This window comes from Nitrosospira multiformis, assembly GCF_900103165.1.
In the GTDB taxonomy this organism is placed as follows: Bacteria; Pseudomonadota; Gammaproteobacteria; order Burkholderiales; family Nitrosomonadaceae; genus Nitrosospira; species Nitrosospira multiformis_D.
The window spans coordinates 334,396-349,996 of record NZ_FNKY01000001.1 but is presented as its reverse complement, the minus strand read 5'-3'; the positions used below and the strand labels follow the sequence as shown (position 1 = coordinate 349,996).

The following is a 15,601-nucleotide window of genomic DNA, read 5'->3' as shown; positions in this document are numbered from 1 at the left end:
TTATTTGTCCCCGGACTCGGCGGCAGATAACTGGTCTGTCAGATTTGTCCGCTGTATGAAACCTTGGCGTGCCGCAAAACGCGACAGTTTGCCGGATGAGGTACGGGGCAAGGTGTGTGGCGAAACCAGTTCAACCAGACAATTAACACCAAATGCCATATACACCAGCCGTTGCAACCGGCTGGTAAGAGACTGCCGATCCGTTATGGAGGTCAAGCGGCACTCTATAACCAATACGATCGTCGTAACATCATTGGCATCCGTTATACCAAAGGCGGATGCTTCACGGGCCCTCACCTCCGGCTGCTGTTCGGCAAGCTCTTCGATATCCTGGGCACGGATATTACGTCCATTGACAATAATGACATCCGTACGGCGCCCGGTAACATACAGGTCTCCCTCAAAAAGGAAGCCAAGGTCGCCGGTATCCAACCAGTTACCAGGACGGAGAGTTTTTTGGGTGTCTTCCGGATTATTGAAGTAGCCCGTCATAATACTACTACCATATACCAATACGCTGCCTACTCTCATATCAGACAGAGTCAACCCGGCATCGTCGACAACCTTGACGGTATGCCCGGGCAAGGCGCGGCCGCAATTTACAAATTCGCTATATTTTCTGCCTTCCGCTTGCAAGCGCACCGCCATCTTTTTATCCACCAGCGTGCCGGCATCAACCCGCAAGCTTTGGAAGCCACGGCCAACCTGGGAGAAGGTAACAGCAAGCGTCGATTCGGCCAGTCCATAGCAGGGCAGAAAGGCGCGTGCGTCAAAACCCGCCGGGGCAAATTTTTCAGCAAAATTTCTTAAGGTGTCCGGCCGTATCATTTCAGCACCGACACCCGCCGCACGCCAGCTGCTAAGATCGAGATCCTCCAAATCGGAATCACGAACTCGCAGGGTGCAGAGCTTGAGGCCAAATGGCTGGCTAAACGCGACGGTAGCACGATTTCGACTAATCAGACGCAACCATTGCAGAGGCCGGATTGCAAAATCACGGGTAGCCAGATAGTCGACCGAAACTTGCGCCACCATCGGCGCCATTACCATCCCTACCAGCCCCATATCATGATAAAAGGGCAACCATGACGCACAGCGATCACCGGGCCGTATCTCCAGGCCATTACGAACAATCCCTTGCAGATTGCTCATTAATGCCCGTTCGGTAATGATTACTCCGCGAGGGGTACGCGTACTGCCCGAGGTAAATTGAAGATAAGCGACTTCGTCAGGATGATTTGCTTTCAGCGATGTCTCCAGAGCCGGGAGTTCTCCCAACTGCTCGGGTGTGCCAACCCATCTCAACCCTTGAGATCCTTCGGCAGCTTCTTTGAGAAAGCCTATATAGTCTACATTGGCCAGTGCCGCACTTGCTTGACCACTATCAAGCATCCCCCGGAGCTGCTGAACATACACTGCGTGGCTACCAAGATTCACCGGAACCGGCATTGCAAAAGGAATCAATCCCGCGTAGCGGCACGCATAAAATAATTCGACAAATTCGGGAGTGGTATCGGCAATAAGTGCTACGCGATCACCATGAACCAGGCCAAGACCCGCTAAACGCCGGGCCAAGACATGGGCATTTTGCCTTAACGCCTGATAGGAAAGGACCGAACGTAAATTGCCCTTGGCATCGTAGAAGTTATATCCAGCATTTCCGTCCGCCGCGTATTCCAAGGCAGCCGTCAATGTCTCAAAGTCAGCTAATCTCTGAGATTGGCTGCTGGAAGTCGGTGTTGGAGTGTTTGCTATCGGCGACTCGCTTGACGATTGAGGATTAAACGCTTGCGTTAGCGGAGCGTTCAACTTCGCTATTGTTGAACTCAAGGTCTTCCCCTCCAAATTAATGGGACTGGTCATTTTTTTATAATGTAAAGGATTCTGGTTGTCTGGTTGGATACGCACTGGTTCTGGTTGTTAATCTATTCACCGCTTGATTTGAATTTCAATCTTCAATACCGAGAATAATCACTGTGATAACAAGTAATGACTAATGCAATCATAGGTGTTAATTAAATTAACTTCCGAGCTTATGGCGAATTTCTCTGTCAAGGCGATATTGAATCACTATTCATATAGTTCTCCAAAATCAGGTAAAGCATCAATTTTCCCGGCATATGAAATACCATCGAAATATTTATGAGCCCCCACCTGCCGCTTACAAGAATAACAGGTTCCATTTTGGACGAGTTGGGGATCAATATAAAGAGATTTTGGAGAATGAGAGGGAAATGTGTCGTTTTTTTGCAACAAAATCTTCTGTGTATTTTGATCAGTCAGCTATTAACAAAATTGTGCAGATAAAGGGCTTGCAGTGTAATCATTTTTGGATGCCTGCGAAAGGGCTGTGCAGGTCGTGGCGATTGCCCGCTTTTTGATGAGCCGGAATTCGGATTGAAAAGATATGGGGAGTCTGTCCGCCTTTCGTTCTTGGCTATACCTTTCGTTCGTTAAGTAAGCATGAAGGCAAGCAATACTAAGCGACTACCCATGCCCTCGCGTCGGCGTAATCGCTAAATACTCTGATGCTGGCATCAATGAAAAGATTGGATACCCAGGCGCCCCATGCCTGCCATTGATTATTGGTGATAATTGCAATCCGGTTGAATTCGCTGCCGTGCTCCCGGATGAACTTGATATCTTCCCATGCGACATCCACGGTGTAGCTGAGCATGTCGCGCCAGTCTAGCAGAAGGTTCACCCGGTTTTCGGATCGGGATTTGTAGATCACCTGCTCTTCGAATTCCTTATAATCTGCCAGGGTGAATTCACCGAAAACGGCAACGTTTATAAGATTATCACTTTCTTCAATCGTAATCATGGGCTAAGTCACTCATTATAGGTAAGTTCAATGCGCCGGGATCAAATGTGTGATCCGATTTCCCGTCGCAGAAATTCATGAAAGTGTGCCATGCCATCTTCCATTGGCGATTGATATGGCCCGATTTCATTAATGCCCTGCTCATATAGCGCGCGACGCCCGGCGGTTAACAGCTTGCAGATTTCGTCATCCTCGACGGCGGTTTCGTGATAGGCGGCTTGCTCAGCCTCAATAAACTCGCGTTCGAACAAGGCAATGTCTTCAGGATAATAGAATTCGATCACGTTTGTGCAACGCTCTGCTCCCGTCGGCAACAATGTGCTGATTACCAATACATGAGGATACCATTCCAGCATGATATTAGGATAGTAGAGCATCCAGATGGCGCCGTAGGCCGGCGTCTCTCCCCCGGTCTGGAGCAACAATTGTTCCTGCCATTTGGCGTAAACCGGCGTGCCGGCGTGGGCGAGTCCACGATTTATCCCTACCGTCTGCACGTTATACCACTCGCCGAATTCCCATTTCAACTCGGTGGTATTCACGAAATTGCTCAAGCCGGGATGGTATGATTCGACATGATAGTCTTCCAGATACACCTCGATAAAAGTCTTCCAATTGCAGGCATATTCTTCTATCTGTACCCGCTCCAGCACATGGCCGGAAAAATTGAAATTCTTCAGGACGCCCAGATGAGCCATGTCGCGTGTTACATCTCGTTTTCCCGTAAACAGCAGGCCATTCCAGCTCTGTAATGGCGTGTTGCTCAGATTAAGGCAAGGATTTTCGGAAAATTGAGGGGCGCCCAGCAGCGTACCCTTCATATCATAAGTCCAGCGATGCACGGGACAAACAATATTTCTGGTATTGCCGCGGCCCTTGAGCAAAAGAGATTGCCGATGACGGCAGACATTTGACAATAGCTCAATGCCATCCTTGTTGCGTACCAGCACCTTGGCGCTATTCATCCACTCCAGCACATGGTAGTCCCCGACGTTCGGCAACATAATTTCGTGGCCGACGTAGCCTGCCCCTTGATCGAATAGAAGGCGTTTTTCCAAATCAAGGATACCGGGATCGACATACCAGTCGGTAGGCAGCGGCGTGGTTGTTTGCGTCAGTTGGGAAACGTCAACAAGATTGGACATATCGGGTACTTTTCCTCCTCAAGGGGTTCAAAAAAAGATGATTGCCATGCGAAAAACCCGGCATTTGCCGGAAAAACGCAATTAGTCAAGCCGGAAGAGCGTGATATCTTTTCTAAAACGCCTATAATCTCGACTAAAAGATGCTGTTGAAGAAAGTTTCATGTATTTAATTGACCTGACCCTGCTTATTGCGTTATTTTTACAAATTCCCAGCGATGTATCTATTCTGTGACACTGTGCTTATCATGACAAAGCCTGCTAAACCCGTCAAATTTTCGCGGCCAGAAAGTTTTGAAATGGCATTGACGGAATTGGAAAATATTGTGGTCGAAATGGAGGCGGGGAAAATGCCGCTCGAAGCATCGCTCTCAGCCCACAAGCGTGGTGCGGAGTTGCTGCAATATTGTCAGTCCAAGTTACAGGATGCGCAACAACAGGTGCGTCTCCTTGAGGCTGATACGCTGAAAAATTTCTCCTCGCCTGGTATCGATGATCACTGATTTCCAGGATTGGGCGAGGAGCCGCCAGGTACGCATAGAAACTTCCCTGCAGACCTTACTTCCCGCCGCAGATATTCCTCCCGAGCGCCTGCATGACGCCATGCGTTATACCGTTCTGGGTGGGGGAAAGCGAGTGCGCCCGCTGCTTTCATTCGCCGCTGGAGAATTGAACAACGCGGATGAAGAGCGTGTAACGATCGCGGCGGTGGCGGTGGAGCTGATACATGCTTATTCACTGGTACATGACGATATGCCTTGCATGGATGACGATGTACTGAGGCGGGGTAAGCCTACATGTCATGTAGAATACGATCAAGCTACGGCGTTGCTGGCAGGAGACAGTTTGCAAAGTCTTGCCTTTCAATTGCTGGCTGAGTATCGCTTGGCGGATAGCCCTCAAATGCAGCTGGAAATGATCAAGCGGCTGGCACAGGCAGCGGGCTCGCGGGGTATGGCGGGTGGACAGGCGGTTGATCTCGCCAGTGTTGGCAAGACATTGAGTCTGCCGGAACTGGAATTTATGCATATTCATAAAACCGGGGCGCTTATTCGGGCCGCGGTAATGCTCGGTGCCTATTGCGGCAACAGCTTGAACGAGAGTCAACTGACAAGTCTTGATCACTTCGCCAAATGCATTGGTCTTGCCTTCCAGGTGGTCGACGATTTGCTGGATGCCGAGGCTACCACTGCGACCTTGGGCAAAACTGCGGGCAAGGATGCCGAAAACAACAAACCTACCTATGTAAGTATCCTGGGAAGCAGCCGGGCGCGTGAGCTGGCCGAGGAATTGCGGCGCGACGCATACCAGTCGCTGGAGGTTTTTGGTGCAACGGCGGAACGATTACGGCAACTCACCGATTTCATCATCCACCGAGAATTTTGAAGTTGATGTTTGCCACAGTAAAGAAGACAACAATTTTTTAGGGTTTAAATGTATCCATTGCTTGATACCATCAGTGTTCCTTCTAAGTTGCGAAGGCTGGAACGCAAGTTGCTACCGCAGCTTGCGGATGAATTGCGCCGGTTCCTTGTTGAATCAGTAGCTAAAACAGGCGGACACCTATCGTCGAACCTTGGCACGGTCGAGTTGACCATCGCATTGCATTATGTTTTCAACACGCCCCATGACCGTTTGGTATGGGACGTTGGCCACCAGACCTACGCTCACAAGATACTTACCGGCCGTCGTGAAGGCATGAGCAAATTGCGAATGCAAGGCGGCGTCGCGGGATTCCCGCGCCGTGATGAAAGTGAATACGATGCATTCGGTACGGCACATTCCAGTACGTCCATCAGTGCCGCGCTCGGTATGGCGGTAGCGGCGCAACGGGAAGGAAAGGACCGGCGCGCGGTGGCTATTATCGGCGATGGTGCCATGAGCGCTGGCATGGCTTTCGAGGCGTTGAATAATGCTGGCGCCATGAACACTAATTTGCTGGTGATCCTCAACGACAATGACATGTCGATATCGCGTCCGGTAGGGGCGCTTAACAACTATCTGGCCAGACTCATGTCGGGGCAATTTTATGCAACCGCACGGCGTGCTGGCGAGAAAATGCTGGGTGTGGTGCCACCGATGCTGGAACTGGCCAAACGTGCGGAAGAGCACGTGAAAGGCATGGTAACGCCCAGCACTTTGTTTGAAGAATTCGGTTTCAATTATATCGGTCCCATCGATGGTCATGATCTTGACATATTGGTAACCACGCTCAACAACATAAAGCATCTTAACGGCCCCCAATTCCTGCACATAGTAACGCGCAAAGGCGCTGGCTATAAGGCGGCGGAAGAAGATCCGATTCTCTACCATGGTGTAGCCAAGTTTAATCCGGAGGCGGGCATTGTTCCTAAAGCCGCGGGTAAGCCTGCCTATTACCAGATTTTTGGGGATTGGCTGTGCGACATGGCGGCGTTGGATGAGCGCTTGATCGGAATTACACCAGCGATGCGCGAGGGCTCGGGGTTGGTGAGATTTTCCGAGGAGTATCCCGATCGTTATTTTGATGTCGGTATTGCCGAGCAGCACGCAGTCACTTTCGCGGCAGGCTTGGCCTGCGATGGCCTGAAGCCGGTAGTGGCCATTTATTCAACATTTCTGCAACGGGCCTACGATCAGTTGATTCACGACGTCGCGATCCAGAACCTGCCGGTGGTATTTGCCATAGACCGCGCCGGATTGGTAGGCGCGGATGGTCCTACTCATGCCGGCAGTTTTGATTTAACCTATTTGCGATGCATCCCGAATATTACCGTGATGACCCCTGCCGACGAGAATGAATGCCGTCAGATGCTCTATACCGCCTTTCAAATGAATACGCCGACAGCGGTACGATATCCACGGGGCGTGGGAACCGGCATAGCGCCGCAAAAGCACATGGAAGCACTCCCCGTGGGACGTGGCGAGATTCGCCGTAACGGAGAAAAAATCGCATTTCTGGCTTTTGGCAGCATGCTTAGACCCTGTCTGGAAGCGGCGGAAGAATTAAATGCGACCGTTGTTAATATGCGTTTTGTCAAACCATTGGACGAAGACCTGATTGCCTCTTTGACGGAGAATCACGAATTATTGGTGACGGTGGAAGAGAATACGGTGATGGGCGGAGCGGGCAGCGCGGTACTGGAGTCGCTTGAAAGCAGGGGCTTTGCCACTCCAGTGCTGCAATTGGGATTGCCGGATATTTTTATAGATCAAGGCGATCCTTCGCAAATGCTGACTGACTGCGGACTGGATAAGGCAGGAATCATCAGATCGGTCAGATCAAGACTTCCCGAGTAGTTAACTTCGCTGTTTCAGCCATTCTACCTGGTCTGCAGGCGCCCCTTTTTGGAAAACAGGTATCATGAATGACATGAATTTTCCCATTGCGGATGTCCAAAGCGTCCTGGATACCCGACGTATCGCAATCAATAGAGTGGGTATCAAGGCTGTTCGTCACCCGGTGACGATTACAGACAAGGATGGCAGCAAACAGCATACCGTCGCAGTATTCAATATGTATGTAAAGTTGTCTCATAATATAAAAGGCGCGCATATGTCGCGCTTTGTGGAGATACTCAATAGCCACGAGCGGGAAATTTCCGTTGAATCGTTTGAGAGTATTCTGCGAGCCATGGTAGAAAAGCTCGAAGCCGAATCCGGCGGTATCGAAATGACCTTTCCTTATTTCATCAACAAAACGGCGCCGGTTTCCCGGATAACAAGCCTGCTGGATTATGAGGTGGTTTTTATCGGAGAAATCAGAGAAGGAGGCTACAAGTTCACCATGAAGGTCATCGTGCCGGTGACCAGCCTGTGCCCGTGCTCCAAGGAGATTTCCGCTTACGGCGCGCACAATCAGCGCTCCCATATGTCGATCTCCATTTGTGTCAACAGCTTTGTCTGGATCGAGGATCTGATAAGAATCGCAGAAGGCCAGGCGTCATGCGAACTATATGGAGTGCTGAAACGTACGGATGAGAAATACGTTACCGAAAAGGCCTACGACAACCCGAAATTTGTCGAGGATACAGTACGCGATGTAGCTGCGGTCCTGGATCAAGACGCGCGCATAGACGCTTACGTGGTGGAATCCGAAAACTTTGAGTCCATTCACAATCATTCGGCTTATGCCCTGATCGAGCGGAATAAGATGAAGGGCCGAGAGTGCAGCGCTTAGCGTGCCACAAGGTTCATTTTGACATATCATCATGAGGCTGCGTGTTCCGGCTGCATTCCAGGTTCATGATAATTCTTGCGGAAGAAGGCCATAAATTGACCTTTTATGGATGGAAAGGTATAGTAACGCCCTTTCCGGGGTGTAGCGTAGCCTGGTAGCGCGCCTGGTTTGGGACCAGGATGTCGGGAGTTCAAATCTCTCCACCCCGACCAATTCATGCTAATGTGGGGCGAAGTCCGATTTGAGTGGTGCCCGTAGCTCAACCGGATAGAGCACCAGCCTTCTAAGCTGGGGGTTACAGGTTCGATTCCTGTCGGGCACGCCATAGGCTATCTTCTAGCAGATGGTGGCTGAATTCCAGGCTTGTGTATTATTTTCGGATGGTGGCTGTAGCTCAGTGGTAGAGTCCCGGATTGTGATTCCGGTTGTCGTGGGTTCGATCCCCATCAGCCACCCCATAACCCAAAGATGGATACTATGGTAACCATCAGATTCTATCTTGCAATGGACTGATATGGGTTATCGGATATTTCCTGAATCAGTATCTCATCCTAAATCCGGTAGTTGGGCGGATTCACCCAAAAGATGAGAATCGAGTATACAAAAATTCTCTACCCATCACAGTAATCGGATTAGGTTTAAAGAAGCGCACTTGATCGGCTTCTCGGTGATGCTTTTACGCCCAATACCTGTCTGGCACCTATTCAGTAGCCTCACTTAGAATTCGTCAGCAATACGGTATCAGCAGGCAGTTTACTTCCAGGAATCAACCCTTACCTTTGTTAATCCGCTTCCATTCCATACCGATGAAGCGGCGACCTGTCACAACGTGACCCTTATCATCCCGTCGTTCTACGAATTCAACTGATCAGTAGCATTTTCCTAATATATTTTATTGTCGCTCTTTAGCGACAATAAAATATGAGCATAAACAGCTAGTTGTCGCATAACAGCAAAAAATCCACTTGGTTTGGCGACAACTGTACCCTTGTATTATCCGATAATTAAGTGATTATAAACATTTTAAAGTCCTGGCATGAATTATGCTTGTCTTATTAAGACAGGCGCTCCTTCTTCATTTTGGTGTTATGTGGGTTATCGCACCGACATATCCAGCGAGGAAATATGAAATGTAGCTTGCTGGTCTCGCCATGCAAGATGGGTTTGATGTCAGCCGTCCTTGCAGCCTGGAGAATTATTCGTCAAAGATTTCTTCGGTAACGATGATGATCCGTTTCTGGCGGAATGAGGTATTTTAAACAGTGAGATTGTCGCGCAGGAATGATAGCGTGACATTGCTCCCACCAGCGTCATGGCTTTTGCATACTCTGCGTTCGTGCTAGGTCAGCCTGTGGAGGAATATCGGTTTTGCGTCCAAGAATCAAGTTGCCCACCCTCCCAAACCTAAGCCGCTAACAACTAAACAGCTAACTGAGCATCACAATATGGGTTTTTTCTCTTCACTTTCTTCTGACCATCTTCAACGTTACGCCCGCATTATTCAGGAAGGGATAGCGGTGCGCGGCCATCTTGATCTGTTCAGATGGCTACAGGGAGAAGTTCAGCATTATCTGCCTCACGAGATCATGCTCGCCGCCTGGGGAGATTTCAGCTCGAATTTCATCCGGTACGACATCGTTTCCGCACTCCCTGGCGTTAGAACTGTTCACCTGGAACCGGAAGTTCTTTTACCGTTACTGCGGAAACTCTATAATCGGTGGGATGAACTGGGAAGGATGGCTTGCGCATCGAGCGTTCGACCGGATGCGCTATATGAAGATGGCGGTCTGCAATGCTCTTTTGGCCAAGCCTTGCAAGGCATGCATTCTTCCCTGATGCATGGCATCAGCGACAAGCGCGGGCGTCATGATTGTCTTTATGTATTTTTTAGTTCGAAAGATGAGCTCGACAGTTCCACGCTCAGCGCAATGGAAATTCTGCTGCCTTATCTGGATACGGCATTGCGCCGTGTGGCACCATTGTCGTATCCCTCTTGTGCGGGGGGAGTGCTGCTGGCGGATTCTCTGGAAAGCGAAGACCATGGATTGAGCGAGCGTGAAAGCGAAATAATGAACTGGGTCAAGATGGGCAAAACCAATGCCGAGATCGGCAGCATCCTCTCCATCAGCGCCTTCACCGTAAAAAACCACCTGCAGCATATCTTCAAAAAACTTGACGTTTATAACCGGATGCAAGCCGTATCCAAAATAGAGCGCAGCCTCAGCCATGGCTGAAGCCAATCCGACATTTTCCGCCTCTACGGTTTCTACCCATACCAAGGGACCGCTTGGCAACAACATGCTGAGCGCTGTCGAGGCCATTCTCGACCCTGCGGTACTGGCGTTATCACTCTGGCTGGTGAGCGCCGGTATTGAAGGAGAATTGCGGCCCCCCTACCTGATTCTTGCAGTGATCGTATTTTCGATCACCTTTCCGGGCACCTCGCGCCTGCAATTTTCAATCAAGAGATTGATTTTCGACGTTCTTTATAGCTGGTTCTGGGTGGTTTTGCTATTGCTGCTTCTGGGCGTTGCCACCGGCTATATAGCCGAATTCTCCAGCGAGGCGCTGATCACGTGGCTCTGGGTGGCGCCGCTGAGCCAGGTGGGCGCCCATCTGGCACTGCGGGCCAGCGCGCCCTTTCTGCTGATGCTGCAAGGGCCGCCGCAGCGCGCCATCATCGTCGGCATGAACGATCAGGGCGCCGCGCTGGCCAGCCGTATTCACGAGACGCGCTATTCGAAAATTGAACTGGCCGGGTTTTTCGATGATCGCAGCCCGAGCCGGCTCAACCAGGCCGCAAACAGCGAGTTGCTCGGCAGACTGCGCGAGCTTCCCGGTTTCGTCAAGGAAAACCGCATCCAGTACATCTATCTGTCGCTGCCGATGGCCTCGCAGCCGCGCATTCTCCATGTGCTCGACGAACTGAAAGACACCACCGCCTCCATCTACTTCGTGCCCGACATGTTCATCACCGACCTTATCCAGGGCCGCAGCGGAGCCGTTTGCGGCACGCCGGTCATCTCCGTGTGCGAATCGCCTTTCACCGGTTCCAACGGAATCATCAAGCGGGCCAGTGATATCGTCCTCTCCCTGCTCATCCTGATGCTGATCTCGCCGCTTCTGCTGATCATCGCCCTGGCCATCAAGCTGGATTCCCCCGGTCCCGTCATTTTCAAACAGCGCCGCTACGGCCTCGATGGAGAAGAAATCCTGGTCTACAAATTCCGCTCGATGCGGGTGTGCGAAGATGGCGAGACCATTCACCAGGCAAAAAAAGGCGATAGCCGCATCACGCGCATCGGTACTTTTCTGCGCAAGAGCTCGATGGACGAATTGCCGCAATTCATCAACGTCCTGCAGGGGCGCATGAGTATCGTCGGGCCCCGGCCGCATGCCGTGGCGCACAACGAAATCTACCGCAATCTGATCAAAGGCTACATGATCCGCCACAAGGTCAAGCCCGGCATCACCGGCTGGGCCCAAGTCAACGGCTACCGCGGTGAAACCCGGACGCTCGACAAGATGCAGGCGCGCATCGATCACGATCTCGATTATCTGCGCAACTGGTCGCTGCGGCTCGACCTGCACATCATCCTGAAAACCGTCATCGTAGTCTTCAAGGATCGGGCCGCATACTGAGAGTTTCAGACTCTCTCCAATAGCTCCTATGGGCTATTGTATGTGACCCACACCTCCGTTACCTTCGTTGCGGCCAGGATGATGCCCTTTGCGGTATTACTCTTGCTTGGAAAGATAAAACTATCGATAAAAAATGTTGCTGCTGAATCTTTCCCATTATTATCGCCGTTGGCTGGCAATTGCCATCTTGATAATGCTACCGCTATTTGCCCGAAATGCCGAGGCTGATGCTAGAGACACGTTCAATCTGAATGTGGGTACAAATATTATGTACGACAGTAACGTTTTTCGTTTATCACCCGTTATCGATCCAGTTACTATTTTAGGCCAACCTACTAAATCCGATCAAATCATCACCTCCACGGCGGCACTCAGTCTGAACAAATTTTATGGATTGCAGCGTTTCGAGGCTAATGGCAGCATTGTCGATAATCGCTACCATAATTTTGATTTTCTGAATTTTATCGGAAAAAATTATTTAGCGGCGTGGCATTGGCAACTTACTCCTTATCTTCATGGTAAATTGAGTAGCGATTACAAAGAGTCACTTAACAACTTCGCCAACCTTACGGGATTCATCAACTCGACTAACCGCAATCTTCGTACTGACACTAATCAGCGTTTTGACGGCATTTTCGAAATCAACCGCGCTTTACATGTTGTCGGCGGCGTTTCCGAAGCCAAACTAGAGAATAGCCAGCTTACGGTGCAGGATTTTGACAATAAAGTTCTTTCCGTCGAGGGAGGACTTCGTTACGTCTTCCCCTCCGGCAGCTCGCTTACCTATAAAACGAGAATCGGTGACGGGGATTTCTTTAAACGACCGCAGCCGATTACCTCCAGTCTCTTCGATACCGGTTTTAAGGAAACGGAACATGGACTCCAATTAATCTGGCCGGTTACTATCAAGACTTCCATTGATGCACGGATTGCACATTTAGATCGTAAACACGACCATTTTTCCCAGCGCAATTTCGCTGGTTTCGTAGGTAATTTTGATTTCAACTGGAATGTCACCAGCAAAACCCGGCTTACCGCAAGTTGGACGCGTACTCTCTCCAATTTTCAGACCGCAGCGACCTTCCAGCTTACCCAATTCCAGCCTTTCTCCAGCAGCTATGCAGCAACTAATCGCCTCTCTCTGATGCCCGTCTGGCAGATTAGCGAAAAAACAACATTGCGTCTTCGCTACGATTATATAACCCGTGACTTCCTTGGTGCCGTCATTCCCATCCCTGGCGATCACCGCACCGACACGCAGCATACCGGCCTCATCGCGATGGACTGGCAACCATTGAACTCGCTCTTCGTTAGCGCCTCGCTACAAAGGGATCATCGCTCGTCCAATCTCGAAACCTACAAGTATGACAATACTATCGCCACTATTTCGGCTAGACTCAATTTTTGATAATCGGTTAGGCCAGATCCATCAATGATCGATCTGGTGGAAACTTCTAAGACCGTTACTTGATTTTCCTTTCCAAAACTCAAGTAGTACTTTGTAATCATTTGCTGGATAGTTTAATTCGTATATCGTAGTGACAATTATTTATATAATGAGTTTGCGACGTATGCCATACTGATCTATCAGTCACACTAACTGCTACACCCGGATGATAGATTTACAAAATAGTCGCAATGGCGAATTATCCTATTAATTTAAATAGAGTCGACTGGTTGCAACAAAAATCCTTACCAACCCGATCTAATTTTTCTCAAAGTATTCAGAGTATCTTTATTAAATTCTCAAATATTGCGTACAGACTACATTGACGGTTATTATTGTATCTCGGGTATATGTTCTTGTACCTTCTTGCATTTGCCAATTACCTACTGGCATCGCAACCAATGTTCCGTAAGCAACAGTCACGAGCACGTAACACTATAAACCTAAGATACCTTGTTAAACGTTTTCGAGCCTGGCTGGATAGTCCGATGCCTGGCCATGTAACCGATTAATAGAATTGTCAGGCGTATAATTTGAATTTTAATTATTGCGGACATCAACATCATTTCATTTAAGGTACACATGCAAGTCATTCGTCAAAAATTAATATTCCCAACACTATTTGTGTCACTTGCGCTTGGGCTTGCCGCCTGTAACAGCAAGGAGGCCGAAAAGCCCGCCAGCCAGATTGCGGCAAAAGTCAATTCGGGGGAGATCTCAGTACACCAGATTAATTACATACTTAGCCGCACGGGTGCCGGGGCAAGCACCCCTGAAATGGCGCCTAAGATGCGTCGGGAAGTTCTCGACAGGCTTGTGGATCAGGAACTGGCCGTCGAACAAGCTATTGAGAGAAAACTCGATCGCTCGCCTGACGTTCTCATGTCCATCGAAAATGCACGTCGGGAAATTCTTGCCCGTGCCTACGTTGAACAGGTCGCCGCGGCGATGGACAAGCCAACTGTCGATGAAGCAAAGAAATACTACGCTGAGCATCCGCAGCTTTTTGCCGAGCGGCGCATTTACAATATCCAGGAAATTGTGCTTCCCGCAACACCCGGAATTGCGGACGAGTTACGTGAGATGCTCAATGGCGGCAAATCAATGGAGGATATTGCCAACTGGTTAAAAGGTAAAGACATAAAATTTGCGGGCGGGAGTGCCGCACGTTCAGCCGAGCAGATTCCGCTTGAATTGCTCCCCAAAATACATCCGCTCAAAGTCGGGCAAGGCTTACTTATGGAAGGTCCCCAATCCATTACGGTGATGCGACTTGCCGCTTCGCAGTCGGTCCCGATATCCGAAGATGCCGCACTACCACGAATTCAACAGTTTCTCGGTAACCAGCGCACGGCGGAAGCGGCCAAGCAAGAGATCAAATCGCTCAAGGCCAAAGCCAAAATTACCTATATGGGCGAATTCGCTGACGCAGGCGGGAGTGCCACATCTCAGGCAGCCGTTGCGCCAGCCGCTGCACCTGCTGCAGGCCCCGTCGCATCGAAGTCTGCTGTTGACATCAATGTTGAAAAAGGTGTCGCCGGTTTAAAATAAAACTTGTTAATTTACTGAATGCATAAGAAAGCATGACATTTATGACCCAGCTACTAATTCGAACACTAATTGCTTTTACCCTGTTAGCGACGAACGTTTTTGCGGAGAATAATCTCGACTATCCACTCGGTCCGGGAGATGTGCTGCGTATCCAAGTTTTTCAGAATCCTGATCTTACGACTGAAACCCGTGTATCTGAAAATGGTTCCATCACTTTTCCGTTGATTGGCGCCGTTGAAGTGGGCAGTCTTTCTATTGCTGCTGCGGAAAAGAAGATTGCCGCCGCACTCAAAAACGGTGGTTTCGTTCAGCAGCCGCAAATTAACATTGTCGTATTACAAATGCGCGGTAACCAAGTGAGTGTGCTTGGGCAGGTTAATCGGCCAGGGCGTTTTCCCCTTGAGACGTTGAGTCGAGTCAGCGACATGCTGGCGATGGCGGGGGGAGCGACGATGCTCGGAGATGACCACGCCATCATTACAGGCATACGGAATGGCAAGCCCTTCCGTAAAGTTATAGATATTCCCGCACTCTACCTCAAGGAAACATCGGACGAAGATATCTTTCTCGCCGGCGGGGATATTATCTACGTGCACCGTGCCCCGGTCTTTTATATATATGGTGAGGCCCAGCGGCCGGGCCCGTATCGTATAGAACGTGGCATGACGGTAATGCAGGCACTGGCTCAAGGCGGCGGCCCCACCGCGCGCGGTAGCGAATGGCGATTGCGTCTCCACCGGAAGAATAACGAGGGCAAGGTCGAGAATATTTCGCCAGAGATGACCGATGAGGTGCAACCCAACGATATTATCTATGTACGCGAAAGCATTTTCTGA

General features: G+C 50.0%; 12 protein-coding genes and 3 tRNA genes. 12 read left to right on the top strand and 3 right to left on the bottom strand.

Annotation, left to right across the window (positions count from 1 at the left end; translation table 11 throughout):
* From BLR00_RS01555 to BLR00_RS01545, 3 genes are all read right to left on the bottom strand, one after another.
* Positions 1–1,830, bottom strand: a complete 1,830-nt coding sequence (locus BLR00_RS01555) for a fatty acyl-AMP ligase (RefSeq protein ID WP_074634071.1) — start codon at positions 1,828–1,830, stop codon at positions 1–3.
* Positions 1,831–2,479: 649 nt separating this feature from the next.
* Positions 2,480–2,824, bottom strand: a complete 345-nt coding sequence (locus BLR00_RS01550) for a SpoIIAA family protein (RefSeq protein ID WP_074630494.1) — start codon at positions 2,822–2,824, stop codon at positions 2,480–2,482.
* Positions 2,825–2,865: 41 nt separating this feature from the next.
* Positions 2,866–3,969 (bottom strand): aromatic ring-hydroxylating oxygenase subunit alpha, encoded by a 1,104-nt coding sequence (locus BLR00_RS01545; RefSeq protein ID WP_074630493.1) that lies wholly within the window; start codon positions 3,967–3,969, stop codon positions 2,866–2,868.
* A 245-nt stretch (positions 3,970–4,214) separates the two neighbouring features.
* Between BLR00_RS01545 and BLR00_RS01540 the strand changes: the two genes are divergently transcribed.
* From BLR00_RS01540 to epsE, 12 genes are all read left to right on the top strand, one after another.
* Positions 4,215–4,469 (top strand): exodeoxyribonuclease VII small subunit, encoded by a 255-nt coding sequence (locus BLR00_RS01540; protein WP_074630492.1) that lies wholly within the window; start codon positions 4,215–4,217, stop codon positions 4,467–4,469.
* A complete protein-coding gene (locus BLR00_RS01535) occupies positions 4,459–5,352 on the top strand; it encodes a polyprenyl synthetase family protein (RefSeq protein WP_074630491.1) in 894 nt (297 codons plus the stop codon). The genes BLR00_RS01540 and BLR00_RS01535 overlap by 11 nt, the downstream gene beginning before the upstream one ends.
* Positions 5,353–5,400: 48 nt before the next feature.
* Complete coding sequence (gene dxs / locus BLR00_RS01530) at positions 5,401–7,245, top strand: 1-deoxy-D-xylulose-5-phosphate synthase (RefSeq protein ID WP_074630490.1); 1,845 nt, start codon at positions 5,401–5,403, stop codon at positions 7,243–7,245.
* A gap of 64 nt (positions 7,246–7,309) precedes the next feature.
* The gene (folE2, locus tag BLR00_RS01525) at positions 7,310–8,125 is read left to right on the top strand and encodes a GTP cyclohydrolase FolE2 (RefSeq protein WP_074630489.1); all 816 of its coding nucleotides are present in this window, start codon (positions 7,310–7,312) and stop codon (positions 8,123–8,125) included.
* 135 nt (positions 8,126–8,260) lie between these two features.
* Positions 8,261–8,337 (top strand) — tRNA-Pro (locus tag BLR00_RS01520).
* Between the two features lie 36 nt (positions 8,338–8,373).
* Positions 8,374–8,450 (top strand) — tRNA-Arg (locus BLR00_RS01515).
* Positions 8,451–8,508: 58 nt separating this feature from the next.
* Positions 8,509–8,583 (top strand) — tRNA-His (locus BLR00_RS01510).
* A 987-nt stretch (positions 8,584–9,570) separates the two neighbouring features.
* Positions 9,571–10,359 (top strand): XrtB/PEP-CTERM-associated transcriptional regulator EpsA, encoded by a 789-nt coding sequence (gene epsA / locus BLR00_RS01505; protein WP_074630488.1) that lies wholly within the window; start codon positions 9,571–9,573, stop codon positions 10,357–10,359.
* The gene (locus BLR00_RS01500) at positions 10,352–11,767 is read left to right on the top strand and encodes an undecaprenyl-phosphate glucose phosphotransferase (RefSeq protein WP_074630487.1); all 1,416 of its coding nucleotides are present in this window, start codon (positions 10,352–10,354) and stop codon (positions 11,765–11,767) included. The genes epsA and BLR00_RS01500 overlap by 8 nt, the downstream gene beginning before the upstream one ends.
* Positions 11,768–11,900: 133 nt before the next feature.
* On the top strand, positions 11,901–13,175 hold the full coding sequence (epsL, locus tag BLR00_RS01495; RefSeq protein WP_074630486.1) for an XrtB/PEP-CTERM-associated polysaccharide biosynthesis outer membrane protein EpsL: 1,275 nt from the start codon (positions 11,901–11,903) through the stop codon (positions 13,173–13,175).
* Positions 13,176–13,796: 621 nt separating this feature from the next.
* Positions 13,797–14,765, top strand: a complete 969-nt coding sequence (locus tag BLR00_RS01490) for an EpsD family peptidyl-prolyl cis-trans isomerase (RefSeq protein ID WP_074630485.1) — start codon at positions 13,797–13,799, stop codon at positions 14,763–14,765.
* Between the two features lie 32 nt (positions 14,766–14,797).
* Positions 14,798–15,601: a polysaccharide export protein EpsE gene (epsE, locus tag BLR00_RS01485; RefSeq protein ID WP_074630484.1), complete on the top strand. Its 804-nt coding sequence runs from the start codon at positions 14,798–14,800 to the stop codon at positions 15,599–15,601.

Excerpts from the sequence above, each read along its gene's own strand:
- folE2 (WP_074630489.1), top strand. The coding sequence starts at position 7,310 with ATGAATGACATGAATTTTCCCATTGCGGATGTCCAAAGCGTCCTGGAT.
- BLR00_RS01540 (WP_074630492.1), top strand. The coding sequence starts at position 4,215 with ATGACAAAGCCTGCTAAACCCGTCAAATTTTCGCGGCCAGAAAGTTTT.
- BLR00_RS01545 (WP_074630493.1), bottom strand. The coding sequence starts at position 3,969 with ATGTCCAATCTTGTTGACGTTTCCCAACTGACGCAAACAACCACGCCG.
- dxs (WP_074630490.1), top strand. The coding sequence starts at position 5,401 with ATGTATCCATTGCTTGATACCATCAGTGTTCCTTCTAAGTTGCGAAGG.
- epsL (WP_074630486.1), top strand. The coding sequence starts at position 11,901 with ATGTTGCTGCTGAATCTTTCCCATTATTATCGCCGTTGGCTGGCAATT.
- BLR00_RS01535 (WP_074630491.1), top strand. The coding sequence starts at position 4,459 with ATGATCACTGATTTCCAGGATTGGGCGAGGAGCCGCCAGGTACGCATA.
- epsE (WP_074630484.1), top strand. The coding sequence starts at position 14,798 with ATGACATTTATGACCCAGCTACTAATTCGAACACTAATTGCTTTTACC.
- BLR00_RS01500 (WP_074630487.1), top strand. The coding sequence starts at position 10,352 with ATGGCTGAAGCCAATCCGACATTTTCCGCCTCTACGGTTTCTACCCAT.
- BLR00_RS01490 (WP_074630485.1), top strand. The coding sequence starts at position 13,797 with ATGCAAGTCATTCGTCAAAAATTAATATTCCCAACACTATTTGTGTCA.
- epsA (WP_074630488.1), top strand. The coding sequence starts at position 9,571 with ATGGGTTTTTTCTCTTCACTTTCTTCTGACCATCTTCAACGTTACGCC.
- BLR00_RS01550 (WP_074630494.1), bottom strand. The coding sequence starts at position 2,824 with ATGATTACGATTGAAGAAAGTGATAATCTTATAAACGTTGCCGTTTTC.